Origin of the sequence: Paenibacillus sp. 1-18 (assembly GCF_000520755.1) — a bacterium.
Lineage (GTDB): Bacteria > Bacillota > Bacilli > Paenibacillales > Paenibacillaceae > Paenibacillus > Paenibacillus brasilensis.
The window spans coordinates 1-26,991 of the sequence record NZ_ASSB01000321.1 but is presented as its reverse complement, the minus strand read 5'-3'; the positions used below and the strand labels follow the sequence as shown (position 1 = coordinate 26,991).

Here is a 26,991-nt window from a genome sequence, read left to right as displayed (position 1 = left end):
GCCAGTGGTAGCCACGCGGTGGCGCTCGTGACAGGCGTCGGCTTCACCGAGCCGGCCGCGATAGCCATGACCGTGGCGCATGACAGTCACAATCTGCTCGTCATTGGTAACGATGACGAGCTAATGACCCAGGCGGCAAAGCAGGCCGTCGCCATGCGTGGTGGCGTGGTGGTTGTAGCCGCCTCGGGCGAGACGCGCTTCCCGCTGCCGATCGCGGGCCTGATGTCCCCGGCCCCGTTTGCAGAGGTGGCTGCGCAGTCCGAGAGTATCAGCCGGGCACTTCAGCAATCCGGCTGCATGCTGAACAACGCGCTGATGACACTGTCGCTGCTCGCGTTGGTCGTCATCCCTGAAATCCGCTTGTCGGATCAGGGGCTTGTCGTGATAGGAGCGGACGGTATCCGCAAAGTATCTCTTTTCGTGGAAGAGGATGCAGCGGAAGCCTGATAGAACACGTAGCCGGGGGTTGTCCCACAAGGTCAAAGACCCAGGGGATAGCCCCTGTTTTCTGTATATAAAGTCTTCGATTCCTTAATAAATGCTCGAGGAGCGGTGAGCAGATGCATCCCTATTATCGTTCATTAGAAAAAATGGCTCATCAAGCCTCGATTATAGAGCAGGATTGGGATAGATTTGTAGAACGAACCGATGTGAGGCATGTACAGCAGGGAACGTATCTTATCGAGGCTGGTGAACCTGTGCAGCATGCTTATTTTTGTGTAGAAGGATTATTCCGTTTGTTCTATACATTAGCGGATGGCAGAGAATATAATGTTGGTTTTTCGCCTGAAGATGATTACGTAACCTCCTACGGGGCGATGGTCACAGGAGAAAGATCGACCTTTACAATCGAGGCTATGGAGGATTCGGTAGTCATTGAAATTCCATATCTCGTGTTGAAGGAGCTTATGGATACAAGCCATATGTGGGAAAGATTCGTTCGCAAGAGTGTGGAGAGACTGTACATTCGCAAAGAGGAACGGGAACGCGAATTATTGTATCTTTCTGCTAAGGAACGTTATCACGCCTTTCTTCTCAAATACCCCGGATTGGACAAGCGAATTGCACAATATCATATCGCTTCTTACATAGGTATATCCCCTGTATCCCTTAGTCGTTTGCTGCGCAGCGATCCGTATTAACCTATGTTAATGCGGCTTTGCAGACAAGCAGCGTACAATAATGATAAATTCATACAAGCTTCACTAAAAAGGAGACAGGTATATGCGGTATATGATGATTGTATTATTGGAATTTTATCCTTCCTGGTTGGCTTTGCCTCGGGAAGAACGTCGCAAACATGCGGGGGCCTTGCAAGCTACCATTCAAAAATACAGCGAGCATGTTCAGGTTCGTTTTTTTGATGCAGAAGCGCTGCCGGGCAAGGATTATACTGATTTTGTTATATGCGAAACGGAAGATATGAAGCAGTATCACTATATGTGGGAAGAAATTCGTGACTCCCAGCCGTATACCAAGGGGTACATGAAGATTAAGAATGTGATAATGGGCATGGAAAATGCTTTCCAGTCTTATGAATCAGAAATACTACAGATGGAAAAATAAACACCCACACCTCTTTCAATCTAAATTTAAAAGTTTAGCTTGTGGTGCTTTAAACAAGACGGTTCCTATGCTGTTTATATTCAGCTGGGAATTCGTCTTTTATCTTTTTGGAGATGAAATTTCCGGTTGAGGTTTCGATGAATAATATCGCTTTTAGCGAGAAGCTATGATCAGTGATATAGCAGCCCGAACCAACTTGCTTTCACTAAATGCGAGTATAGAAGCAGCAAGGGTATGAAGTGATTTATTTTGCAAGTACAAAGTTACTTGAAACAGTGATCATATATAGAGTATTGTGTAATGACGGGTTAGACGAAACTCACTCATCCTAAAGGAACAGGTTGAGTGCTAATAAAATTGCTCGCAACAATTGGTTACGCCCCTATTAACATATACTATACAAAATTAAAAGAAAACGAATAATAACAAAACGTTGTGAGTTCGTGGTTGGAGGATTTATTATGTCGAAAAGTGTTTCTACGTCCTTTATTATCATTATAGGATCAATGCTATTTGCCTTATTTTTTGGTGCAGGGAATCTAATCTTTCCACCTATGCTTGGTCAAATGGCTGGAAAGAATGTATGGATAGCCAATGCGGGCTTCTTGGTTACCGGAGTTGGTTTACCGTTACTAGCCGTCACAGCCTTTGTTTTTTCGGGAAAAAGCGATTTGCAGACCTTAGCGAGTCGTGTACATCCCGTATTCGGTATTGTCTTTACAACGATCCTTTATCTTGCCATTGGCCCTTTATATGCAATTCCTAGAACCGGTAGCGTGTCATTTGAAATTGGAGTAAAGCCTTTTTTTACAAACGATGCAGATCATTCTGTCGCACTTTTTGTATTTACTATCCTTTTTTTTGGAGTTGCATGCTTGTTATCACTTAACCCTACAAAAATTATTGATGTAATCGGAAAGTTTCTAACACCCATTAAATTGACCTTCATTGGATTACTTGTGGTTGTATCTCTTATTCACCCAATAGGAAAATTCCAGGAACCTGCTGAGGGTTATACATCGCATGTCTTTTTCAAAGGCTTCCAAGAGGGTTATTTAACATTGGATGCTCTTGTAGCCTTTATTTTTGGAATTATCATTGTGAATGCAATTAAGGAAAGAGGAGCTACTACTAAAAAAGAGTTGATGATCATTTGTGCCAAAGCGATAACTATTGCGGTTATACTCTTAGCCTTTATCTATACGTCTCTTGCATATATGGGAGCTTCTAGTGTTGAAAAATTGGGTGTTTTAGGAAATGGCGCTGAGGTGTTAGCCAAGGTTTCATCCTATTATTTTGGATCTTACGGTTCTATTTTATTGGGCTTAATGATTACAGTAGCGTGCTTAACGACAAGTGTGGGGCTTATTACTTCCTGCTCTTCCTTTTTCCATGGATTATTTCCAAAAATCTCTTATAAAAGAATAGCTGTCATGTTATCTATTTTTAGTACTCTTGTAGCCAACATAGGTTTAACACAGCTCATTAAGGTTTCAACGCCAGTATTGATGACAATATATCCTATTGCTATTTCTCTAATATTTTTAACGTTTTTACATCCCGTATTTAAAGGAAAGTCCGAAGTATATCAGGGCAGTTTGATATTAACCTTTATCATTAGTCTATTTGATGGCTTGAATGCTGCTGGAATAAAAATTAAAGTAATTAATGACTTTTTCACGCAGCTTCTTCCATTATATGATGTAGGGTTAGGGTGGTTAATCCCCTCTGTTTTAGGAGGAGTAGGGGGCTATATATTTTATTATGTTAAGAGAAGAAAAATAGCTCTAATACTTATAAAGCCAAAAAAATAAATGAATTGCTTAGCAGGCAATTTAGATATTTTCATCAATTCGGTCTGATTAAGCATTTCAGTCTGTTATATAAGGGACAGCAAGCGCCTGATCCGCTTCATGCTGCTTGCGGTACTGCGAAGGAGTCAGGCCGTTCCATTTTTTAGAGGTCGCAATAAAATAGCTTAGATTGTCAAAGCCAACATCCAGCGCGATATCAACTACTTTGCGGTCACTTTGCTCCAGCAACCTGCAAGCCTTCTGAATCCGATGATAGTTGATATATTCAACCGGGCTTTTCTGAACCATCTGCTTAAAAAAACGGCAAAAATGCCCCTCACTCATTCCGATCTCATCGGCGACCTCACGCAGCCGAATGGGTTCATGGGCATGACTGTTGATGTACGCCAGTGCTTTTTTGATCCGTTCGACCTTGCTGCGTTGACCCGCCATAATGACGTCCGCTCCGTTAGCGGGTTTCATATGTGGATACAGGCTGGCGATTATGCCATAGAGCTGTGCTTTGGTCGTCAGCTCACGGGCAGGTGTGTTCTGCTCATGGCTGGTGATGATGCGCCGCAACGCGGTCAGCACCTCCTGCTCCCAAGGCTGCACGCCACGAATATGGGCAGGCGGGAATGGGGCTGGTTGACTTTACAAATCCGGCTGCGGTGGCCTGGTATCAGGATAAGCTGAAGGTGCTGCTGGATCAGGGCGTGGATTGCTTCAAAACCGACTTTGGTGAGCGTATTCCTACGGATGTCGTCTATTATGACGGCTCGGACCCGGTGAAAATGCATAACTATTACACCTATTTGTACAACAAGGCTGTTTTTGATGTACTGGAGGAAAAGCTGGGGAAAAATGAAGCGGCGTTGTTTGCACGTTCTGCTACAGCCGGGGGACAACAGTTTCCGATCCACTGGGGCGGCGATTGCTCGTCGACGTATGAGTCGATGGCGGAATCACTGCGGGGCGGCTTATCGCTTGGTTTGAGCGGCTTTGGCTTCTGGAGCCATGACATTAGCGGCTTTGAACTAACGGCTGCGCCGGACGTGTACAAACGATGGGTACAGTTTGGACTTCTGTCCTCTCACAGCCGTCTACACGGAAATGAGTCGTACCGCGTGCCTTGGCTGTTCGACGAAGAATCGGTGGACGTAGTGCGCAGCTTTACCAAGCTCAAATGCTCGCTGATGCCGTACCTGTACTCGTCGGCGGTGGAGTCCTCGGTAAAAGGACTGCCGATGATGCGGGCTATGGTTTTGGAATTTCCGCAGGACCCAACCTGTGCAACGCTGGATCTGCAATACATGCTGGGAGATTCCATCCTGGTGGCTCCAATCTTTAATAAAGAAGGAGATGTGCAGTATTACGTACCAGAGGGTCAGTGGACGAACTTATTGACGAATGAAAGCGTAACGGGTGGGCGTTGGGTCAACGAGCATCACGATTTTACAACCCTGCCTGTGCTTGTGAAGCCGAATACGCTGCTCGCGATCGGTCATGAGGACAGCCGTGCGGATTATGATTACGCGGAGCAAGTGGCACTCCATTTGTTTGCGCTTGGTGAGGATCAGCAGGCACGGGCCGTTATCGTGAATACGTCAGGGCAAGAAGAACTGATTGTCACTGCCAGCCGCAAGAATTTGACCATTACTGTGAGGGCAGAGGGGGCTGTTAAGCCTTGGTCGTTAGTTCTGCGCGGTATCCACGAGGCTGTTCAAGTGGAAGACGGCAGCAGTCGGTCGGGGAACCAGGGTGTAATCATTACACCTGCCTCGAGTGGACAGCAGGAGCTTATCATTCACTTGGGCTAGGTAAGGCACTCGTTCGCGTATAAAATTTGCATAGTATAGCGATTGGATCGCAGAAAAGGGTTTGCCTGATTAAACTGGCAGACCCTTTTTTGCACTTGTGTTGTCTATTAAGGGATTTTCAACTTTGATTGTGATTTGCCGTCTATGCTTGCTGGAGCAGCAGCGGTACAATATACTGCCGGAAAATATCTACAGGGGTTCGTTTCTTTTTGAATTTATCAGCGGTAACGACAACTACCATGTCATATGACGGGACGACAACAATATATTGGCCACCAAAGCCGAGTGCGTAATAATACGCTATTTCAGTGTTTTTTGCTGTTTTGTCTAACCCTGGATCGTCCAAAAAGGAAGAGGTCCACCAGTGCCAGCCGTAAAATGCTTTTTGTGGTTTGGCGGCCGGAAGGAACGGACGGGTGGAGGAACGGACCGTCTCCGTTTGGATGAGCTGGCGTCCGTTCCAGCCTCCTTCGTTCAGATAAAGCCGTCCGAATTTGAGCATGTCCATCGGCTTGAGACGTAGCCCGAAGCCTCCAGTATGAGTGCCTTGAGGGTCGGTTTCCCAATAGTAGCTCTCGATACCGAGTGGTTGGAATAATTGCTGCTCGGCAAACTCAGCCACCTTTTGTCCGGAGGTATAACGCAGTATAGTGGCCAAAAGCTGGGAACAGCCAGAACTGTACTCCATTTTTGTACCCGGCATGTCTGATAGTGGCTGTGAAAGTACAAATTGCACCCAATCTGAAGTTTTGCTCATGGTCGGAAAAGAATTTTGTCCGCCAAATTCCATCCAGCTAAAGCCTGCGGACATTGTCAGCAGATGCTCAATCGTAATATCACGCTTTTGAGGATCATTGTCCCCGGTCAACCTGGGGAAAAATTCGAGGATCGGCGTGTCCCAATGCGGTACGATGTGCTGGTCCATGGCGATACTGACTAAGGCTGACAGCACGCTTTTGGTACAGGAATTTATTTTATAAAGTTCATTAGCGATTTCAGGCTCACGATAGTATTCCAATATCAAGTTCCCCTGTTGCTCAATCAGGCAACTACGGGTTTCTAGCCCGTAAAGCTCGTGAATAAGCGAGGTAAGCTCCAAACTTTTCATGCAGGTCCTCCTTGAATTGGGGCTTATGGGCATACAAATACATAGTATATCATTTTAATCATTTAAATCCGACAAATAAAAGCCTGAAAACTTCAAAAAAACGCTGAATTAAACGATATATAATAAGTTGGGCATTTTATTCAGACATAACTGGGGGACCGATTTATGAATTTAACAATTAAGACCAAGATGATTCTTAGCGCGCTGCTTATTCCAGGTGTGATTGCGGCCATGCTGCTGACAAATTACATTTTAAGCGTACATAGCGAGAACGAGTACAAGGATATTTTGAACCGTGAGGAGACGATTGCATATAACTCAAAGTCGCTTCAATTTTTGTTGAACGGGATATCCAATGATGAGCGGGGATATTTGCTAACTCGGGACGAGCAGTACGGGCAAGAGATCGAAAAGAAACAGAGTGAAATTGTGAAGCTGCTCCAGGAGACGGAAGCTTTGCTTAATACAGGCAGTGAGGATATGAAGAAAAAGATGGCTGATCTCAAGACAGAGATCAATAGCTATATGAACCAGGTTCATAGCTTAGTGACTACAGCCGGGTATCGGAATACAAGAGACACATTCCCGCCGTTTTCCGATTTGCTAAATGAATTTGAAAACGAACGAGTTTTGCGCAAGCAGCTTGATGTAAAGGTGATAGCCTTCGTCAAAGCTCAGGATGACATGGTCGGGGCGAAAGTACAACAGGCACACCGAACGATGACGAACACAACCTTGATTACGAGCATCGTAGGATTTCTTATTATCATTTATAGTGTTGCACAATCCATCATTTTGATTCGTTCCATTCGTCCGTTACATCATATGAATGAGCAGTTGTTGGAAATGTCGAAGGGCGGAGGGGATTTGCGAGGCCGACTTGATATTACGTCCAAAGACGAGATCGGCATGATTGCCAGCTCTTACAATAAGCTGATCGAGGGATTTCGCAATATTATAGTGGATGCCCAGGATACGGCGCGTACATTATCCGTCACCGCTGAGCGGGTTAGCGTAAATACCGGGGAAATGAACCAGGCCAATCGTCATACTTCCGGGATCATGGAAGAGCTTGCGTCTGGTATGGAGCATCAGGTTGATGATATTGCACGAACCACAGATACCGTGAAGGAGCTTGCCCATGAACTGGAGCATATTGCAGTGACAAGCCAGCAGGTGTATGAGTTGTCTGATACGGTTACTAAAGAAGCGGCAGCGGGGGAACAATCGATAGGTCAGGCCATGCGTCAAATGGTAAAAGTCAGCGAAAGTGTAGACAGCTCTGCACAAGCTGTACGTTTGCTCAGTGAACAGGCCGAGCAGATTGGAATGATCGGCTCCGTCATTACCGGAATTGCCAAGCAGACAGGAATGCTTGCGCTTAACGCGTCCATTGAAGCGGCAAGAGCGGGAGAGCAGGGCAAAGGCTTTGCGGTGGTAGCCTCAGAGGTAAGAAGATTGGCTGAGCAGGTAACGGTCTCGGCAGCGGAAATCACACATTTTGTGCAAAATATTCAGGATCATGTCGGGAATGTGTCATCAAGTATGGAGGCCGGGACGGTTGAAGTGCAGTCCGGTGTAAAGGTCATGCAATCCGCTGAAACAGCATTTCGTCAGATTGGAAGCTCCATTCACCAGGTCAGCGAACAGATTCACGGTGTAAATCGGTCAGTGGAGCAGATGTCGGGCAGCTCAGAACGGATGGTGGAAGCCGTAGAACGTATTCGCGAGGTTGCGGAGCGGTCGGCAGGGGGAACGCAGAGCGTCAGCGCAGCGGCTGAGGAGCAGCAGGCTTCCATGGAGGAAATTGCATCATCTATTCACACGCTGGCGGATATGTCGCAGCTCCTGAATGCAAGGGTCGGAGGATTTAAGGTATAGCCGCATAAATCTACACCTATGTAAACACAATAATACCTGTTCCAAGAATCTGTACAGCTGTGTTATTACTTGTACAAAGGTGGTAACGGGATGCAACAAAATAAAGGAATCCTGCTTGCATTAGGTTCCATCCCGCTGATGATGACGCTGGGTAATTCGATGCTGATTCCTGTATTGCCGGAAATTGGACGTAAGCTGCATGTCAATTCTTTTCGCATAAGCATGTTGATTACGGTATATGCGGTGGTGGCTATTTTGCTGATTCCGATTGCAGGCTACCTATCCGACCGATTTGGACGCAAAGCGGTGATCGTTCCCAGCTTGGTGCTGACGGTCATAGGAGGGGGGATTTCTGCAGCGGGAGCATGGCTGCTTCAAGATATGGCAGCGTATTGGACCATTATAGGAGGTCGCCTGCTTCAGGGCGCGGGAGCGGCAGGAGCTTTTCCAATCGTCATTCCGCTTGTGGGTGATCTGTACGAGGACGAGAATGAGGCCAGCAAGAACCTGGGTGTGGTTGAGACCTATAATACATTCGGAAAAGTGTTAAGTCCGATACTCGGTGCCGCATTGGGAGCAGTTCTGTGGTTTTTACCACTGGCGGTGATTCCGGTCCTCTGTCTGATTTCGCTTATTTTGGTGCTTTGGCTGATCCATGTGCCTAAGCGCAAGAATCAACCGACTACGTTTCGAGAGTTTGCCGGAAAAGTAAAGCAGGTGCTTGCCGAAAAAGGACGCTGGCTATACGCTATTTTCGCCATGGGCGGCATTTGTATGTTCGTCATTTTTGGCGTTCTATTCTACCTATCCGACATACTGGAAAGTCGTTACAACCTTCATGGAGTCTGGAAAGGCTTTGTGCTTGCCATCCCGCTGGTTTCCCTTTGTCTGTGCTCCTATTTGGGGGGCAAGATCATTGGCAAGCATAAGAAGCGCATGAAATGGATTGGCTTGAGCGGTTTGGTAATATTGACGATCAGCTTTGCTATTCTCGGATTTTTTGAACATATCTATGTGGTGATCGGCTTGTTTACTCTAGGGGGCGGGGGAATTGGGCTAGCACTGCCTTGTTTGGATGCCTTGATTACAAAGGGAATTGAAAAAGAAGAGCGTGGAACGATTACTGCCTTGTACAGCAGCATGCGCTTTGTTGGGGTGTCGCTAGGTCCACCGGTTGTATCCCTACTGCAGGGCCGCAGCGGACATGGTCTGCTCTTTGGCGTGATGGCCGGAGTGGGAGGGATTGCTGCTCTGTTGATGCTGCTGGCAGTCAAACCTGAGCAGGATGAAACAGCGGATGACCCATCCGTTAATCGTAGGAAAGCGACCGAAGAGCTGACAGGAGTTTCAAAAGAAAAGCCGCTTTCTTCCAAGCTAAGACGCAAAACTCCTGCGAAATAAAAACAAATAGATTTCAAAATGAAAAAGCACCCGGGACGAAACATGGTATAGGATGCTTTTTCATTACCCCTCAAGAGGTATATGTGTTTTAGACTTGCGGCTTGCGATGATTTGAATGACATAGATCAGCAAGAACAGCACAATAAACAGCGAGGAAAGACGGTACATCCACGCATAATCACTTGCTTTGGCGATAATGCCGAGGATAAGTGCTCCGGCTGCAACCCCGAAATCGAGGGAGTTGAGAAACATACCGTTTGCCATGCCCCTCTGCTTGGGAGATACGACCTGAATCATCCAGGTTTGCAGGGTCGGTTGCATGACACCGAAACCGATGCCGTAGCAAAGAGCAGACAGATACATGAAGGCATCACTGTGAGCATAGGAAAGCAGGATCAGCCCGCCAATCAGAAACAGGGAGCCAGGGATGAGTATTGCTTTCGCCCCTTTTTTATCGTAAATACGGCCCGAGAAGGGACGCACGACCAGCACGGATATCGCATTGAACAGGAAAAAGTAGGCCGGGTGCGAAAGATTGGCTTCATCCCCGTAAAGCGCCATAAAGCCGATTAATCCGCCATACGTGATAGACATCAGCATGTTCAGTAAGGCAGGAATCCATAACTTGCGGTTCAATGCCGGTTTTCGTCCCTCTTCCAAAGGAACCATCGGCGGTTCGATATGCCCTTTGGGCAGCGTACGAACCAGCCAGTAGGCCAGTGGAAAAATAACAATAATCACGGCTGCTGTCGAATATACAAGCAGGTTAAAGCTGCCGTATTGCAGCATGGATATGCCTATGGTCGGGCCAATGGACATAGCCAAACTGGTGGACAAACTAAAAAATCCCATTCCTTCACCAAGACGTTTGGATGGAATCACGTCAGACGCCATCGTTGGAAAGGCGGTGCTGCTCATGCCGAAGCCGATCCCAAACAGCATACGCATGAGCAGAAGCACTGCAATCGTCGGTGATACACTGTATCCCAGCGTTCCTACAAGAGCAAACAGTAGTCCGACGAAAATCAGAATGCTACGGTGTCCTTTTTCCAGCATGCGGGCAGAAAAAAGCCTTGCAGCAATTGCGCTCAGAGCGAACAGTGTCGTAACGAGACTGACCTGGATGGAGGTGGCGTGGAATGCATTTTTCACATAGGAAGGAATGGAAGATACGATCATTTGTAATTCCAGAAACAAAAATAGATTGGAAACCGTAAGAACGATAAATTCCTTGGTCCAAAGAGGTTGCTTGCCTTGTTGCATATTAATCGTTCTCTCCTTGTTTCTCTGATTCGCTTATGTTGGTGTGAATTTGTAAAAGAGTTTGGCGGAACAGCTTCAAATCGTCAGAAGAAATTCCCTTTACAAAATCTTCGTTGGCATCACGTTCGACAGGAAGTGTCTTCTCAATAAGCTGTCGGCCTGCCTCAGTCAAGTGAAGCAAAAAGGCCCGGCGATCCTGTCGACTATTCACACGCTGTACCCAGCCCTTCTTGTCCAGCAAATCAATAATTCGGGTTGTAGTAGGCTGATCCTTGACGGCCTTGGCTGCAATTTCCTTCTGATTTAAACCCTCGGCCTGATAGATTTGGTACAGAACCGACCATTGCTCTGGGGAAATATCATACGGTTTAAGGCGATGTGTGAGCTGTTGACTCATTTTGCGATGAGTAATCCCCAGCAGCATGCCAATGGAACAATCGGGAGGCAAGTTATGCATAAGCAGCCCCTTTCTGTTTTTCCTTAATATATATTTCGAAATTAATTAGTTGTCAAAACAATTATATGGTCAACAAGTTGTTTTGTCAAAAAAAGTTGTTCAGCCTTTATACAAGGCCAAAAAAACAGCCCGCAATATACGGGCTGTTTGTGTAACGCAATATCGTTTTGCCATGAATGGCGAATTAAGCCTTAGGTACAGTTTCCCAGTCCTTCAGGAAGCGTTCAATACCGCTGTCTGTCAGCGGGTGTTTCCACAGGGAAGGAAGCAAGGAACCTGGGATAGTGGCGATATGGGCGCCAGCCAGAGCAGCATCTTCCACATGCTTGATGTTACGGATCGAAGCCGCGATGATTTCGGATTTCAGGCCATGAATGTCCAAAATTTGTCTCAGCTCACGAATCAGCTTCATACCGTCAACAGCGATATCATCCAGACGTCCTACGAATGGGCTGATAAAAGTAGCACCAGCTTTGGCAGCCATCAAACCTTGAGCTGCGGAGAAAATCAGTGTTACATTCGTTTTGATTCCGTTTTTGGTCAACTCGTTGCAAGCGTACAAGCCGTCTTCGGTCATAGGCAGCTTGATCACGACGTTAGGGGCCCATTTCGCAATGTCATAAGCTTCCTTGAGCATATCTTCAGCTTTCAGTCCAATAACCTCAGCGCTTACGGGACCTTCAACGATACTGCAAATCTCCTGAATGACTTCCTTGAACACTCGGCCTTCTTTGGCAATCAGCGAAGGGTTCGTTGTTACACCATCAACCAGGCCCAAACGTTCAATACGTTTGATTTCTTCAATGTTACCAGTATCCAAGAAAAATTTCATTTGATTTCCTCCTCAGGGTTTTATATTACATAATACATAATCAAAACATGTGCATAAAGCATATTTAAATGTAGCTTATTGCACACGTTAAACTTATAATTAGTATGTATTACATTTGTAATTGTGACACATTTTAAATTTGAAAACAAGCGGTCTATGATTAAAATTTGATGAATTGTCGGAAACTGCTGAAACATGCCGATCTATGTGTATCTATAATGTATACTACCCCATTTTATAAGGAGGTAATCATTATTCAACTGTCCGAAAGACAGCGTGAAATTGTTAATATTGTCCAGCGCCTGGCGCCTGTTACGGGGGATAAAATTGCTGAAGAGCTGGGGTTGACACGACCGACTCTCCGTTCTGATCTTGCTTTGCTCGTTATGCTCGGCCTGGTGGATGCCAAGCCCAAGGTAGGATACTTGCCAGGACAGTACCCAAAATATGATAGTCATGTTGGCAGCATGCTGAAAAAGCTGACTGTCGCTGATATACTTAGTGAACCGATCCTGATATCTGGCGATGCTACCGCCTATGATGCGGTGTTAATGCTATTTCAGCAAAATACAGGCACGCTGATGGTCACAGGGGAGGAGCAGGAGCTCATCGGCATTGTTACCCGCAAGGATTTGTTGAAGGTCATGCTAGGGGATACCGATCTTCACACCGTCCCGGTGACCATGGCTATGACGCGGCGGGCACAAATGACGACGCTGCTTCCGGGTGATTCTTTGCTGGAGGCCATATCAAGGCTGGTCCGTCATCAGGTCAATTGCCTTCCGGTTCTGGACGAGCAATGTACCTCCACAGCTCAAAATCAGGAACTGGTGGGACGGGTTACAAAAACGGATATCATGAACGCTATTCTAGGCTTGACGGAGGAAAGGACATAAAACCATATAAGGGGGCCTTATATGTACTGGTTGGCCATGCTGACGATGCTGATTGACCATGTCGGGCTTGTGTTTTTCCCGGCAGATCCGGCTTGGAGAATTGCCGGCAGGCTCGCTTTTCCCATCTATGCGTACGCCCTGTATATGGGGTATGACCGGACAAGAGATATGCGGAGCTACATGCTCCGTCTCCTTGGGCTCGCCCTGATTTCCCAACTACCCTATATGCTGGCATTTGATGTGTATAGGCCGAATGTAATTTGGACGCTGTTGGCTTCGTTGCTGGCGCTGGCTGCCGCGTCCCGCTTGAAGCATTGGGCCGCAATTACGTGTCTTTATGTCGTGACGGCTCTGGTGATGGAGCTTAGCCTGATGGATTATGGAGCCTATGGCCTGTTGCTTGTCCTTATTTATCGCTATACACGTTCATATAGGATGGTTGGAGCCCATTTTGCCTTGAACGTGGTATATGATCTGGTGCACCACGCGAATATCCAGCATTTTAGTCTGCTGTCCAGCATTTTGATTGCATGCTTTGCATCCGAAAAGAGCGGATTTTATAGTCGGGTTCCACGTTGGTTGTGGCGCAGCTTTTACCCGGTGCATTTGGCTGTTATTGCGGTGATTCGCATTTGGCCCTCATTCTAATCTCATCAACCCAAAAAGGAACCTTTCAACCATAGCATACATGGTTGAAAGGTTCCTTTTTTATCATAAAAATGAGCTAGACAACGTTTGTGTTAGGATACCGTGTTGGGGCCTTGGGCAAAAGGCAACGGCCGAAGGGGAGCACCCTCCTTCATATATTGCACCAAGACTTCCGGAATGTTATGGATTCCGCCTGCATTAACGCGATAGCCATTCGTCTGTCCCGGCGAATTAATGCCACGTTTTACCGTGAACGTAACGTCTATGCCCAAGGAGCGGCAAATATCCAGCGTTTCCTTGGTATATCCGCCATAAGGGAAGGCAAGTACCTTCTGATCATTGTGCAGATGCTTGAACAGCTTCTTGTCAGCCGTGTCCAGATCGGTGTAAACTCGCTGTTTAAACTCATCCTCGGTTTCCATCCGTCCCAGTTTTTTCGAATACACCGGAGCCATCAGAAGCGGCTTTTGCTTGGTGCGTGCTGTGTTGGAGTATCCGTATGCATGCTGGTCATTGGTATGATTATAAAAGTCAATCCCCTCGGCATGCATTTGTGCGATTTGATCCCATGTCAGCTTACGAATACCAATGTGCTTGGGATTGCTGATTGTGGATGTGATGAGAAAGTTGGTTGCCGGTACGCGGTATTCTTTTAACACGGGGAAGGCGTCCGTATAAAAGGATTCATAGCCGTCGTCAAATGTCATGAGTACCGCGTTATCAGGAACCTTGGCTTTATTTAAAATAAAGTTCGTATATTCTTTCATCGTAATCCAGTGGAAGCCGTTTGCTTTCATTTCGTCCAACTGCTTCTTAAAATTACTGAGCTTCAGTGCACCGGGATCAGGTGGAGACTTAGTCACCTCATGGTACATCAAAACAATGACTTTGTTTTGGTAATATACTTTATCCGGTGTAGGCGTCAGTGAGAATAGATGGCGTACCAGTCGATCCGCATTAGCCGTGCGTGTGCGGTGAGTTCCTTTGGCTACAGGCGTGTGATATATGGTACGTGCTTCATACACCAAAATTCCTAAAACAGCCATCAAGCCTATGATCAGTAGCGCTCTTTTGAAAAAAATGTGTTTCATGTGAATGATATCCCCCGCATGCAAAAAATTCTGAGAATAGAGGCAATGCTAAATTTAAAACTAAAATATAGTGTATCATACCTAACCCACGCGGGGGAAATATCACAACTTTGTTACCTCTGTGTTGCTTTTGCGGATATTTTGGATGAAGCCGGGAAATAACCGATCTCAACGGCGTGCTGGATCAGGTTCCGAATAAACTTCAGGTCGGTTGCCGGGCATTGAACGCCCGTCTGCTCCAGTATTGACGCGGTTACAGTGCATCCGTACCGATAAGCAGAATCTTTGGCTCCGTCGCCTTCGAGCTGTCCCATAGCAAGATGAAGCGCATCCTCCTGAATGCCAGAAGACGGATTTAGCAGCCAGGTGCTGTAATCGTCAAAAGGCAGGGTTTCCACGACATAACCAAGCTTGTTTACCATAGCAATCAGCTCGTCATATGGAAGTGGGTTCGGATTGCAGATATGGAAAACGCGGTTCGCGCTTTTTGGATGAACGGACAGCTCTACAATCGCCCGGCTGGCATAATCAATCGGCGTGAAGTCTGTATGCCAATCAGCCTGTGGTGCCTTGCCCAGCAGCAACATAGCTTTCATCATACGATAGTATGCATTGCTGTCGATATTACGCTGGAAGCGCCCGTTCTCCGAGTGGGCCGTCAAATTACCTGCGCGATAGATGGAGACAGGCGTACCTGCTTGAGCCGCTTGGAACAACAGCTTTTCTGCCGCCAGCTTACTGTTCGTGTACAGGTTGTCCACATTCAGATCCTCCGGGAAGGAGGACAGATCCAATACCGATTCCCATTTTCCCTCATTGGCTAGATCCTCCGGTATGCCCATTGTTGAGACATGATGGAAGGATACTCCTGGCTTCGCTTGGGCGATTTTCAGCAGCTCCAGCGTCCCGGTCACATTCGTACGATCAAAGGCTGCTGAATCACCAAAATGGCGAACGTCAGCGGCGCTGTGAATGATGCCGTCGATTTGATGCTCCAGCATATGACGGTCTGCAGAGGAGAGGCCAAGATCCGCCTGTTCCAGATCTCCATACACGGGTTTGACTCGTCCTTCGATCAAGTCAGAGATATGGGGTCCGAAATACCCTGTCATGACAGATTGAATACGCTCGATACCGGATGGTCCCTCCTGAGAAGGGCGTACCATCGCATACACCTGGGCTTCTGTCCGTTGAAGCAGTTCATATAGAATGTGTGAACCAAGATAGCCTGTAGCTCCGGTCAACAGAATAACACGCATGTCGCGCACTTCAGCCATATCCGAAGTGCTGGACAGCTCAATCGGATGCTCATTCAGGTCAGTTTTTTCTTGAGGAACCGCCACTGGTTTGCGTTGCGGAGCTTGTTCTGCACCTAATTGCTCCACGTATTCTGCAAGCTCACGAATGGTTTTATAGCGGAAAAAATCTCCGATACGCAATGCGCCATAACGCGGCTTCAAAATAGCCAGCACATGAATGACACGAAGTGAATCGCCCCCGATCAGAAAGAAATCATCGGTCGCGCCAATATTGTTTTTGCCAAGCACTTGTGCCCATGCTTCCGCAATGAGTGTTTCGGTCCCTTCCCGGACAGGCTCCCCGCCAAATGAAAGGTCAGATGCTTCAGGAAGCGGGCGCAGGGCCAGCTTTTTCCGGTCGATCTTGCCCGTTGGTGAAATTGGCATAGCCTCCAGATGCACGACATGGCTCGGTACAAAATAGGAGGGCAGCTTGCTCCCGATATAGGACTGAATTACATCCTGCGGGATGGATTGTCCATCCGAAGTGGTGAAATAGCCCACCAGCATATTTTGATCGGTATGATCCTTAACAGCTACGACAGCCACGTCCTGAACACCCGGATGCTTGGAAAAATGGTCCTCAATCTCTCCAATTTCGATCCGGTTCCCCCGAATTTTGAGCTGTGAATCCTTCCGGCTCACGTATTCAATTGTGCCATCTGGCAGCAGCTTGGCGATATCGCCCGAGCGGTACATTTTTTCACCCGGAACAAAAGGGTTGTCCACGAACGATTGAGCTGTACGCTCCGGCTGATGGAGGTAGCCATGGGCCAACGCAGGCGTAGCGATGCACACTTCACCTGGAATATTGACAGGACACAGCTTGTTGTCCTCGTTAACGATGTAGACTTTGTAATTGTAAATCGGTTTGCCGATCGGAATGTTAACGACATGCTCAGGCATAGCACCACGAACACGGTGGGTCGTCGTCGCTACGGTGCACTCGGTCGGTCCATATACGTTGACAATGTCTGTATCTGTACCGAATTTACTCTGGAAGGCTCGAACCTGTGAGCCGTACAGCGCTTCGCCTGCCACGGTAACAATCCGTACTTTGGCGAGTTTACGATAGCCTTCGTCTGATAAGTACGTAGACAGCTGATTAAAGAACACAGTCGGCAAAATCGTAATAATCGTCGTACCGGTGCGTGCGATGGCTTCTGCGAATTCTTCAACGGATACACGTTCTTCGGAGGACAGCAGGTACAGCTTTGCACCGTAGAACAAGGCTCCAATCGTATCCCAAACCGATGCATCGAAGCTATAGGTCGCGAATTGGGTCAATACATCCTGAGGTGTGATGTCGCAATCGCGTTGCACAACAGCCCCCAAGTTAACGACCCCGCGGTGAGCGATCAAGGCCCCTTTTGGTTTGCCTGTCGAGCCGGATGTGTAGATAACATAAGCGAGATCATCCGGGCCTACGTTAACGTTCGGGTTGCTTGCGGCATAACCCGCGAGTGGCCCGTTAATGGCTAAAATTTCTTTTACGGTATCAATAGACCCGCACAGTTCAGTCGCTTGCTCCATCAGTGCGGAAGTTGTCAGGACAAAGGGAGAACGCGTATCCTCAACAATGTAGCTGCTCCGGTCAGCGGGATGGGCTGGATCGACAGGTACGTACACGCCTCCGGCTTTCAGGATGCCGAGCAGGGAAATAACGGTCTCCAGGCTCCGTTCCATGAAGATGGTCACGAATTCGCCTTTGGCAAGACCCTTGGACAACAACACACGTGCGACCTGGTTCGCACGCTCGTTCAGCTCACGGTACGTATACTCTCCGGCGTGGGAAGCGATAGCTGGACAATCAGGATATTGTGAAGCCGCCTCCTCAAACATACCGTGAATGGTTTGATGCTCGGGGTACTTCACGACTGTATTATTTAAAGCTTCGTGAGCCGCCCGATCCGCATCAGACAATATATCAATTGAATTCACAAGAGCATGGCTGTGGGTTAGCGCGCCACGCAGAAGGATTTCAAAATATTCTGCATACCGGACAACCGTTGTTTCCAGAAGGAGTGAATCATCATACCGTATCTGTATTTGATAAGATCCATTATTTTTGCTGACAGCCCAGTCCATAATCCGGGATTCTGCGCCGCTGTCTGTGGGCAGATTTGTCGAAAATGACGTATCGGCCTGTGGTTCCGCCAGGTAAGCGTCAGACTTGCGAAGCATTTCCTGGAATAAGCCTGCCAGTTCATGAAAAGTCGTTTCCTTTTCCATCGTCAGTGAAGCTGTGAGCAGACCGGATTGAGGCACAAAAGTCGAAAAAGATACTTCTTCTTCTGCGGACAGGCGGTATACCCATGCGGTATACGCTGATAATAGCAACGCTTGCTTGTCTTCCGCCGCTGCTTGCTGGTTCAGATGCTCCGAGACGGACGGTTCTAGCTCTACCTGATAAGTAGAGTATGTATGCTTGCGTTGTGTACGTGCAAAATCCAAGGGAACCAGGAATGGGGATGGAGATGTTTGTGAACTGTTTTGTAGTAATGAAGCCATTACGCTTACCTCCTGAATGTTTGATGTCTTAATATTTAGGTAAAGTCAATAAATGCCTCCTATCCCTTCAAATGCATGAACAGGAGGGAGGCATTACAAAACGACTTACTTTTGAATATGAGCTTGAAGTCGATAGATGGTTGTTACGATTTAGTACGGCTGGTGTCCTTAATTTTGAAATAAGAAGTAATTTCCTGAAGCTCTTCAGACATGGACGTCAATTTATGGGACGAATCAATGATGGAGTCCAGAGAAGCCTTTTGCTCATCAACCGTTTGGGCAATATGAATGCTGTTGTTAGCAGTTTTACTCACGGTGGAAGAGAGATCATCCGCGGTTGCTGTCATTTCTTGTGTACCTGCAGAGATTTCCTCCGTAGCACTGGATACTTCTTGAATTTGCAATGCTACATTTTTAGTTGCTTGCAAAATGTCATTGAACAGCTCACCAGCCTGTCCAGCTACAACGATCCCATTCTGAACTTCAACGGTACCTTTCTCCATGGATGTCACGGCTTGCCCGATTTCACTTTGAATTTCTTCTATTAAAGATGTGATTTGTTTGGTTGCCTCCGCAGATTGCTCTGCCAACTTGCGAACCTCACTGGCAACGACGGCAAAACCTTTGCCTTCTTCACCGACACGTGCAGCTTCAATAGAAGCATTCAAGGCAAGCAGATTAGTTTGGCTTGAAATACCTGAAATCGTACCAATAATGTTACCAATTTCTTGCGAGCGGCTATCCAGCAGTTTAATAATACGGGATGTATTGGTAACAGAGTCTGTAATTAAATGCATTTGCGAAGAAACCTTGCCTACAATTTCGTTACCTTCATTAGAGCGTTTCTCGACCGAATTTGCTTCTTCTGCAACAGTAGCAGAGCTGGCTGCGATATTTTGGATGACCGAAGCCATTTCAGACATGGCTCGTGCGCTGTCTCCTGTTGCTTTTTCTTGTGCGCGGATGTTATCCGTAATTTCATTGATATTCTGATTAATAATGTTTGAATTAACACCGTTTTGTTCGCAGATTGCGAGCAGCTCTTTCGCTGATTCATTGACTTCATCCGTTGTCTGCTTCACTTTGGTCATGATGCTGTTAATATGGCTCACCATGTCATTAAAGTTCTGATTCACCAATCCCAAATCATCTTGGCCTGCACGAATTTGAACGTCCAGATTCCCTCTGCTTACTTCACTGATGCCGTACATCAGTTGCTTAATCGGTGTCAAAGTGCGTCTTACTACCCAATATTGAAGCGCCAGACAGATCAGTAGGAAAATGACCAAAATGGTAGCACCACTAATGAGCAACTTGGTCAATCCGGCAGGTACAGCACCGGCATCTGCATCGACAGCAAAATATGCAAAGATTTTGCCACTAGGATCTTTAATCGGAGTCATTAAAGTGGTCCATGTACCAAAAGAGTCATCATAGAAGCTGGTAAAGGTTGGTTTGCCGCTGTCCAGCATATCGGTCAGGCTTACTGCCACGACATTTGGCTGCTGGTACATGGCGCCAACGCCCATTTTTTCTTTCTCAAATGATTCTCTCAGATCGGTCGGCATCGCAACAATGGATGTCTGATCGCCGTCTTGCAGCTCCGTTCCAAAAATATAGGCATGAGAGATATTTGGATTCGTCGCCATGATACTATCCAGATAAGCACGGAGTTTGGTTTGAACAGGTCCGTCATAATTTTTTTCTTGAACGGCTTGGGTTACTTCATCTGCACTGATGCCCTTGGCCCATTTCAATGTGATTTTCTCCACTTGCCCGTGCAACTGGTCTATCAAAATCGTACGTTGGATCAAATAGCTGGAGACGATGAGGACTAGCCCGATCAATACGATGTTGAAGAATGATAATAATAAGTTCTTGGTGAAGAATGATAAGCTACTCCACTTTTTCAAAATGTTCCACTCCCTGGTTGTATTTTTGTATATGGTGTTGAACCGCTTATCGAATGAGATAATCAAGTTCCCCTCACAAACGAAGAATAGAGATAATAGGCACTTGAACTTTAAGTAATAGGTCTTTAGTCCTTTTATGTACAAGTATGATATCCCTATATATATGTCGTACAAAATGCTCTTGAAATGAATACCTTACACAATGAAAAATTAATTTTAATAGGTAATCGCTGAGTTTGTTTCAGTATATTCCAATTTATACTTCAACTTGAAATTTGTATTCGGTTCAGTCTACAAGCAACTGTTCAACAGAAACCATCATACTTTATAATAGAGTCAATTGCACATGCCAATTTGGGACATTTTTCATATTTAGCGTTGCAAATGCTTGATTTGTCGCGGTTTTTGTGAATTGTTTGCGAAATGAGCCCATATATCCATGCATAGGGAAGAGAGATAAGAAGCATGTCGAAGCTTACGACTGTAAAGGTTAAAAGTGATCATGCAGATCTGCATGAATTAATTCAGAGGCTGGATGAGGACTTGCTGGAAAGGTATCCTGCCGACGAAATTTATCTGGTTGATTTTTCCAATCCAAAAGTAAAAGAAATGATTTTCGCTGTTGTGTATATGGATGGAAAACCTGTTGCATGTGGAGGGCTTAGGCCTATAGATAAGGAAGAGATGGAGCTTAAAAGATTTTATGTCGATTCCTCTTATCGCAGGCAAGGAATTGGTGCCAGCCTGTTATCCTTTTTGGAAAATGAGGCTCAAAAGCAGGGAATTTTAAGGATCAAGCTGGAAACCGGCGCGGCTCAACCTGAATCAATTGCTCTCTATACCAAGCAGGGTTATGAACCCATTGAACGATTCGGCGAATATGAACACGATGTAAACAGTCTTTGTTATGGTAAAAAGTTGCATCTGTCCTTATAAAACGGTTTCATGTAAAATGAATGGTAAATCAATACTAGCCTATATAGCAGGAGAGATGATCATGAATTTGAAGCAAAAAGCGGCTGAAAAAGCAGTAGAGGCGATTCAGGATGGCATGAAAGTAGGACTTGGTACAGGCTCGACAGCTTATTGGGCTATTCAAAAAATCGGTGAGCGTGTAGCACAAGGATTACATATACAGGCTGTAGCTACATCCCAAGCCTCGGAGGATCTGGCCAGAGAGCTGGGAATTCCCATCATTCCGTTCGATCAGATTGGAAGGCTCGACGTTACCATTGACGGGGCAGACGAAGTGAATGAGCATCTGGTACTGGTTAAGGGCGGGGGCGGAGCTCTGCTGAGAGAAAAAATTGTGGAAAGCAACAGTGACCGATTAATCATTATTGTAGATGAGTCGAAGGATGTAAAGGTGCTGGGCACATTTCCCTTGCCTGTCGAGGTTGTACCTTTTGCCAGTGAGTGGACGTTGGAGGCCTTGCGGCAGACAGGTTGCCAAGCGGAATGGCGTATACAAGACGGCGAGCGTTTCCTGACGGATAACGGTAATTATATTGCCGATTGCCGTTATGGGACGATTGAGAACCCGCAAGAGTTGGAAATCCGATTGAATCAAATTCCGGGGGTCGTCGATAACGGATTGTTCATTAATATGGCGGATCAGGTCATTATCGCACGAGCCAATGGACAAATCGACATTCGTAATAAGTAATGCCAGGTACTCGACTGCTTCGTAGTGTGGCATGTGTGCTACTTATTTTATATACAGCGCTTCTAATATACTGGATGTTTCTCGGATTTGGGCGTACCCTGCGACCGGGACCTCCGTATTCGTATAATATCGTTCCATTGGATACAATTAGACAATATTGGAGGGCAATGCATTCGTTCCCTTTTCGGGTATGGGGTGTTAATTTGTTTGGGAATATTGGTGTATTCATTCCCTTCGGCGTTCTTTTGCCGATCATTTGGGTGTCCATGCGCAGGATAGGCAGACTGCTGTTAACGGTGGTGGCCGCGCTGATCATTCTTGAGGTGTCCCAAATGCTGCTAGGCGCAGGTACAATGGATGTGGATGATATCATACTGAATGTTGTGGGTGTATGTTGTGGCCGAGTTGGCTATGTATTTTTACGAAAAAGACTAGGGATTGCATCATAAAAAAGTCCTGTTCTTCGTACCGTCACCACATAAACTGGTGACGGGTGGAGAGTGGGCTTTTTTACTTCATGAATGACAACGTTCACGTAATAATGGTGAATTAATTCATTATGATCGCAAAAGAAGTAGGGATAAACGCTTAAACTTGACAAAAGCATGCAATTAATATATCTTTGAATAAAGATATGACTAACGGAGGCTGTTACTATGTCTGTAAAACCAGATGATCAGGACTTGGCGCTTAATTTGTTTGTTGTGCTGGCTCGTGCCTATAATTCGGTCACGTCCCGCACGAATCGTGATATTCATAGTCATGGATTGAATACAACAGAATTTGGTGTACTTGATCTGTTGTATTATCGCGGACCACAGCCCTTGCAAAAAATTGGGGAAAAGGTGCTCATTTCCAGTGGGAATATAACGTATGTCGTGGATAAGCTCCAGAAAAAAAACTTGCTCACCCGACGTGCATCACAAGATGATCGGCGTGTGATTTATGCAGAATTGACCGACGAAGGACGCCATTTCTTTGAGCAAATATTCCCACAGCACCATCGTGTTATTATGGAGACGGTGGACGGTCTGTCTGTGGAAGAGAAGGAGCAGGCCATCCATTTGTTAAAAAAGCTTGGACTAACCGCTGAGGGACAGAGCTGAGGGATAGAAAAATAACGACTCATAGGCTGCACACGTTCGGACTGCAGGTTAAATATGTTTTTAGATAAAATACCGTATTTCCGGTATTTTCAGAGTGTCGAGAAAGTCCAACGGACTTTCTCGACACTTTATTTTTTATTTGGGGAGACTCAACTTTTAAAACAAAAATCGATTTAAAACGATCTGAGGACCCATTTTTATTTGATCAAAATGGCCATTTTAAACCTCATTAAAAAAACAGGGGGTTTCTCGACAGCCTGAAAATACCGTATTTCCGGTATTTTATTTTTTTGTCGTAATTGGGGGAGTAGGGTTAATGTAGAGACGCAAATCAGGTATAATTATCTAATAGTCACGCTCGGATGTATTCCCCAGTTCCTGCTTACAGTTACAAATCGTTCTTGTCTGGGAAGGAGCTGTACATGAGTATACAGCAATATACAGCAGGAGAGTCCCTGCTAATGCAAGCAGGAGACTTGGCGGAATTGGTCACCAATTAATGATGATAATCCATTCTCGATGGATGTAGCTCAATATTTGGAATATTTGCTTGCAGGTAACCGCAGACAGGCTTTGAACCAGATTGTCCATTTGTTGGATGAAGGTGTATTCGACACATCTACAAATATATTTTTCGAATTTCACAATATGAACTGGGTCGACTGTGGCATGAAGGCAAAATCACCGTTGGACAAGAGCATTTTTGTACGGCTGCTACTCAATTTATTATTTCCAGCCTGTATCCCAGCTGGATCGGTAATGGAAATAAGGGACTCAGTCTGGTGGCGGCTTGTGTAGGCAGTGAGCAGCATGAAATTGGCTTGCGTATGCTGGCTGATTTATTCGAGATGGATGGTTGGGATACGTATTATCTAGGTGCTAATGTGCCTGATTGGAGTTTGGTTCAGGCAATTGTGAGTTATAAGGCGGATGTGGTGGCCATCTCGGCTACTATGGCTTACCCTTCAATCTCGATCCACGCCTGTGGGAGAAATTAGGGGCAGATGGAAGCGCACCAGATGCCAAGGGAGCAATTGAGGTTGCAATGGAATTACTGTCGCCCGGTAAATAGTTTGGCTTGGAAACCGGAAGTCATTTTGTAAAGGGGGCCTTTAATGATGAAGGAACCGGCAGCAGAAATGGCTGTCCTGCGGAAAACAGCTGAACAATTAACGGACGAGATTGTGAAAAGCAAGGCTGAGGAAGAAAAGTTGCTGAATGAATTTTCAGCTATGAATAATGAGCTTGTCAATCTGCAGCGCCAGCTGGCCAAAAGCAATGCGGAATTAAAATGAACGAAGGAAGAAGCGGTAAGGGCCAATGAACTGAAAAGCACTTTTCTCGCGGTAGTCAGCCATGAGTTCAGAACGCCCATGAACGGTATACTTGGAATGATCGAAATGCTGGGTTCATCCAGACTTACTCCAGATCAACGGCAGGCCATTGGTGTTATACGTGAGTCTGCATCCCTGTTGTTAAACATGATTAATAATCTGCTTGATATATCCAAAGTGGAAGCAGGACAAATGGAGCTGGAGATCGGAAATGTCAGGGTTCAGGCGATTATGAGCCGTGTGGCCCAACTGCTGGAGCCGCAAATCTATCAGATGGGCAACCGTTTGAGTATAGAGACCGATTCCAATGTAGCAGAGCATTTGGAGGGAGATTCGGCAAGAATCATGCAGATCTTGCTCAATCTGCTGAACAATGCCAATAAATTTACGAGTGGCGGATTGCTTGTTGTCCGAACAAAATTGGTGAAAGATACAGAAGATTCCCAGCGTGTTCGGTTTGAGGTGCAGGATTCGGGTATCGGAATTTCACCTGAGGATCAGGCTAAGCTCTTTCAGCTTTATGTGCAGGCGGGGGAAGGCAGTGCCTCACAATATGGGGGAACCGGACTGGGGCTATGGATTTGCAGCTCTTTTGTACAACTCATGGAGGGACAAATAGGAGTCGTCAGCGAGGAAGGACAAGGCTCCACGTTCTGGTTTGAAATTCCTTTGATGAAAGGCTCCAAACAGGCAGACGAAATAGAAAAGCATAAAAATGCTGATTTAACGACGCTTGGCGAGTTGCTGCGTGAGCATAGTCATTCTCAAGCTATTTTGGTGGCTGAGGATAATCGGGTGAATCGCCAGGTGATACAATCGCAGCTTAACCGCTTGGGATTCCAGCATATTGTTTTTGCAGAGGATGGACGTGCCGTGGTCGAAGCGGCCGCCAAACGATCCTACGCTTGCATTCTGATGGATCATCACATGCCCCTCCAAAATGGTAATGATGCGACAAAAGCGATCCGCCAGCGTGAAGCAAAAGACCAGCATCCACCGGTACCGATTATTTCCCTCACCGGAAATGTGTCCGAGGTGGATCGCGAACGGGGGCGTGAGGTAGGAGTGAACGATTATTTGATGAAGCCAGTAACAATTGAAAAGCTGACTGAAAAGCTGGTCAAATGGCTTCCCAAGCCTGAAGCTGAGCCTATCCTGGATGAGGAAGTCATCCGTGAAATTATGCTGCTGGACGAGGATGGCACTACAGGACTACTGCAATCACTGGTCGATATGTATACTAGTGATACGCCTGCCAAAATCAATACATTAAGAGAGCTGGCTGCCTCCGTGGAAGCCGCAAAGGTAGAGGGGGTAGCCCATGAATTGAAATCGGGCAGTGTCAGTCTGGGTGTCGGGCGCTTGTCCACGCTGCTGTCCGATATTGAGCAGTTTGCACGCGAGAACCGACTCGCAGAAGCGGAAAGTGAGCTGGCAGCGCTCCAGTCTGTTTATCAGGCAACGTGCTTGGAACTGGAACGATATATCGGCCAAAACTGAGAGAGATTTCCCGCTTATTTGACTTGTAAACAACGCTTCTTAACGCCTCTATGATGGTGGGCAAGTTTTTTAAGGGGTTGGGACAGAGAAGGAGGGCATGAGAGACATATATGAAAGAACAGCTGCGTTCGATTCACCCATTGGCCTGGACGATTATTGCGGGTACTATTTTCGGCCGGATGGCCACATCAATGAGCATACCGTTTTTGTCCATTTATTTGACCACTCGTTTGGGGGTATCTCCCTTTCATACGGGAATCATCGTTTCGGTCAGCTCATTAGTTGGCATTTTTGCCAGCTTTTACGGTGGATATATTTCAGATCGCATCGGACGGCGTAAAGTGATGCTGGTGTCCATCGCCAGTTGGGCGCTTGTATTCGTTGCTTTTGCGTTGGCTGAAGCGGCTTGGGCCTTTTTTGTCATTAATGCCTTAAATGGGCTGTGCAAGTCCTTGTTCGAGCCAACCTCGCGAGCACTGTTATCGGATGTAACCCCCAAGGAAAAAAGGCTGCTTATCTACAATATGAGGTATGCGGCCATTAATGTAGGTGTGGTGGCAGGGCCGCTGCTCGGTTTGCTACTGGGCTCTGCATCCACGGGGACGCCGTTTATGGTAGCTGCTGGTGTGTACGCCTTGTATGGGGTGTTGCTGTTGGTTCAATTTGCACGGTATGCCGCCGATCTGCATGTAGGGACCACGACGGGAGAAGCTCCGCTACGGATGGGAGAGGCGTTCCGTACAGCCAGCCGTGATCCGATATTCATGCCGATTTTGCTTGGAACCGTATTTTGCGTGATGGGCTATGCTCATTCCAATTCCACGATGCCTCAATTTTTATCGTTATCCTTCGCGGAAGGAACCCGGTGGTTTACATATATGCTCACAGCCAACGCGATTTGCGTATT

At 46.5% G+C, this 26,991-nt stretch carries 23 protein-coding genes and 3 pseudogenes; 18 read left to right on the top strand and 8 right to left on the bottom strand.

Annotation, left to right across the window (positions count from 1 at the left end; all coding sequences use genetic code 11):
* From L693_RS0120780 to brnQ, 4 genes are all read left to right on the top strand, one after another.
* On the top strand, nt 1-447 hold a 447-nt coding region (locus L693_RS0120780; RefSeq protein ID WP_025719618.1), incomplete at its 5' end, for an adenine deaminase C-terminal domain-containing protein.
* Nucleotides 448-560: 113 nt separating this feature from the next.
* Nucleotides 561-1,142: a Crp/Fnr family transcriptional regulator gene (locus L693_RS0120775; protein ID WP_025719617.1), complete on the top strand. Its 582-nt coding sequence runs from the start codon at nt 561-563 to the stop codon at nt 1,140-1,142.
* 82 nt (nt 1,143-1,224) lie between these two features.
* Nucleotides 1,225-1,566, top strand: coding sequence for a darcynin family protein (locus L693_RS0120770; RefSeq protein ID WP_025719616.1), 342 nt, complete (start codon nt 1,225-1,227; stop codon nt 1,564-1,566).
* Nucleotides 1,567-2,027: 461 nt separating this feature from the next.
* On the top strand, nt 2,028-3,380 hold the full coding sequence (brnQ, locus tag L693_RS0120765) for a branched-chain amino acid transport system II carrier protein (protein ID WP_025719614.1): 1,353 nt from the start codon (nt 2,028-2,030) through the stop codon (nt 3,378-3,380).
* A gap of 57 nt (nt 3,381-3,437) precedes the next feature.
* Here the strand turns inward: brnQ and L693_RS0120760 are convergent.
* A pseudogene (locus L693_RS0120760) lies at nt 3,438-3,995 on the bottom strand (helix-turn-helix transcriptional regulator); the annotation flags it as partial.
* Here L693_RS0120760 and yicI point away from each other — a divergent pair.
* Nucleotides 3,989-5,179 (top strand): annotated as a pseudogene (yicI, locus tag L693_RS0120755) (alpha-xylosidase); the annotation flags it as partial. The pseudogenes L693_RS0120760 and yicI overlap by 7 nt on opposite strands.
* Nucleotides 5,180-5,321: 142 nt before the next feature.
* Here the strand turns inward: yicI and L693_RS0120750 are convergent.
* Nucleotides 5,322-6,287 (bottom strand): serine hydrolase domain-containing protein, encoded by a 966-nt coding sequence (locus L693_RS0120750; protein ID WP_025719609.1) that lies wholly within the window; start codon nt 6,285-6,287, stop codon nt 5,322-5,324.
* 165 nt (nt 6,288-6,452) lie between these two features.
* Between L693_RS0120750 and L693_RS0120745 the strand changes: the two genes are divergently transcribed.
* Together L693_RS0120745 and L693_RS0120740 are read left to right on the top strand one after the other, a co-directional pair.
* The gene (locus L693_RS0120745) at nt 6,453-8,168 is read left to right on the top strand and encodes a methyl-accepting chemotaxis protein (RefSeq protein WP_025719608.1); all 1,716 of its coding nucleotides are present in this window, start codon (nt 6,453-6,455) and stop codon (nt 8,166-8,168) included.
* A 90-nt stretch (nt 8,169-8,258) separates the two neighbouring features.
* A complete protein-coding gene (locus L693_RS0120740) occupies nt 8,259-9,569 on the top strand; it encodes an MFS transporter (protein ID WP_025719605.1) in 1,311 nt (436 codons plus the stop codon).
* Nucleotides 9,570-9,632: 63 nt separating this feature from the next.
* Here L693_RS0120740 and L693_RS0120735 read toward each other — a convergent pair whose 3' ends face one another.
* From L693_RS0120735 to fsa, 3 genes are all read right to left on the bottom strand, one after another.
* On the bottom strand, nt 9,633-10,832 hold the full coding sequence (locus tag L693_RS0120735) for an MFS transporter (protein WP_025719603.1): 1,200 nt from the start codon (nt 10,830-10,832) through the stop codon (nt 9,633-9,635).
* Between the two features lies 1 nt (nt 10,833).
* Complete coding sequence (locus L693_RS0120730; RefSeq protein ID WP_025719601.1) at nt 10,834-11,289, bottom strand: MarR family winged helix-turn-helix transcriptional regulator; 456 nt, start codon at nt 11,287-11,289, stop codon at nt 10,834-10,836.
* Between the two features lie 184 nt (nt 11,290-11,473).
* Nucleotides 11,474-12,121: a fructose-6-phosphate aldolase gene (gene fsa / locus L693_RS0120725; RefSeq protein WP_025719599.1), complete on the bottom strand. Its 648-nt coding sequence runs from the start codon at nt 12,119-12,121 to the stop codon at nt 11,474-11,476.
* A gap of 218 nt (nt 12,122-12,339) precedes the next feature.
* On the opposite strand from fsa, the gene L693_RS0120720 reads away from it, so the two are divergent.
* Together L693_RS0120720 and L693_RS0120715 are read left to right on the top strand one after the other, a co-directional pair.
* Nucleotides 12,340-13,017 (top strand): CBS domain-containing protein, encoded by a 678-nt coding sequence (locus tag L693_RS0120720; protein ID WP_231503720.1) that lies wholly within the window; start codon nt 12,340-12,342, stop codon nt 13,015-13,017.
* Nucleotides 13,018-13,038: 21 nt separating this feature from the next.
* On the top strand, nt 13,039-13,665 hold the full coding sequence (locus tag L693_RS0120715; protein ID WP_025719595.1) for a TraX family protein: 627 nt from the start codon (nt 13,039-13,041) through the stop codon (nt 13,663-13,665).
* Between the two features lie 92 nt (nt 13,666-13,757).
* Here L693_RS0120715 and L693_RS0120710 read toward each other — a convergent pair whose 3' ends face one another.
* The 3 genes from L693_RS0120710 to L693_RS0120700 all read right to left on the bottom strand — a co-directional run bounded on the left by L693_RS0120710 (nt 13,758) and on the right by L693_RS0120700 (nt 20,478).
* Nucleotides 13,758-14,756 carry a polysaccharide deacetylase family protein gene (locus L693_RS0120710; protein WP_025719594.1) on the bottom strand — a complete coding sequence of 333 codons (999 nt, stop codon included), beginning with the start codon at nt 14,754-14,756 and terminating at the stop codon, nt 13,758-13,760.
* Nucleotides 14,757-14,869: 113 nt separating this feature from the next.
* The gene (locus tag L693_RS0120705) at nt 14,870-18,565 is read right to left on the bottom strand and encodes a non-ribosomal peptide synthetase family protein (RefSeq protein WP_025719593.1); all 3,696 of its coding nucleotides are present in this window, start codon (nt 18,563-18,565) and stop codon (nt 14,870-14,872) included.
* A 143-nt stretch (nt 18,566-18,708) separates the two neighbouring features.
* A complete protein-coding gene (locus L693_RS0120700; RefSeq protein WP_025719592.1) occupies nt 18,709-20,478 on the bottom strand; it encodes a methyl-accepting chemotaxis protein in 1,770 nt (589 codons plus the stop codon).
* A gap of 465 nt (nt 20,479-20,943) precedes the next feature.
* Between L693_RS0120700 and L693_RS0120695 the strand changes: the two genes are divergently transcribed.
* The 9 genes and pseudogenes from L693_RS0120695 to L693_RS0120660 form a co-directional block, all read left to right on the top strand.
* On the top strand, nt 20,944-21,414 hold the full coding sequence (locus L693_RS0120695; protein WP_025719591.1) for a GNAT family N-acetyltransferase: 471 nt from the start codon (nt 20,944-20,946) through the stop codon (nt 21,412-21,414).
* A 61-nt stretch (nt 21,415-21,475) separates the two neighbouring features.
* The gene (gene rpiA, locus L693_RS0120690) at nt 21,476-22,144 is read left to right on the top strand and encodes a ribose-5-phosphate isomerase RpiA (protein ID WP_025719589.1); all 669 of its coding nucleotides are present in this window, start codon (nt 21,476-21,478) and stop codon (nt 22,142-22,144) included.
* Nucleotides 22,144-22,593: a VanZ family protein gene (locus L693_RS0120685; protein ID WP_025719587.1), complete on the top strand. Its 450-nt coding sequence runs from the start codon at nt 22,144-22,146 to the stop codon at nt 22,591-22,593. The genes rpiA and L693_RS0120685 overlap by 1 nt, the downstream gene beginning before the upstream one ends.
* Nucleotides 22,594-22,800: 207 nt before the next feature.
* Complete coding sequence (locus L693_RS0120680; protein WP_025719585.1) at nt 22,801-23,250, top strand: MarR family winged helix-turn-helix transcriptional regulator; 450 nt, start codon at nt 22,801-22,803, stop codon at nt 23,248-23,250.
* Between the two features lie 608 nt (nt 23,251-23,858).
* Nucleotides 23,859-23,930 (top strand): annotated as a pseudogene (locus tag L693_RS32180) (hypothetical protein); the annotation flags it as partial.
* Nucleotides 23,931-24,032: 102 nt separating this feature from the next.
* Nucleotides 24,033-24,248 carry a cobalamin B12-binding domain-containing protein gene (locus L693_RS31650; protein ID WP_025719581.1) on the top strand — a complete coding sequence of 72 codons (216 nt, stop codon included), beginning with the start codon at nt 24,033-24,035 and terminating at the stop codon, nt 24,246-24,248.
* 117 nt (nt 24,249-24,365) lie between these two features.
* Complete coding sequence (locus L693_RS31645) at nt 24,366-24,545, top strand: hypothetical protein (RefSeq protein ID WP_231503719.1); 180 nt, start codon at nt 24,366-24,368, stop codon at nt 24,543-24,545.
* A 30-nt stretch (nt 24,546-24,575) separates the two neighbouring features.
* A complete protein-coding gene (locus L693_RS0120665) occupies nt 24,576-26,084 on the top strand; it encodes an ATP-binding protein (RefSeq protein WP_269320857.1) in 1,509 nt (502 codons plus the stop codon).
* A 110-nt stretch (nt 26,085-26,194) separates the two neighbouring features.
* Nucleotides 26,195-26,991: MFS transporter (locus L693_RS0120660; protein WP_025719620.1), on the top strand; the 797-nt coding region annotated here is incomplete at its 3' end.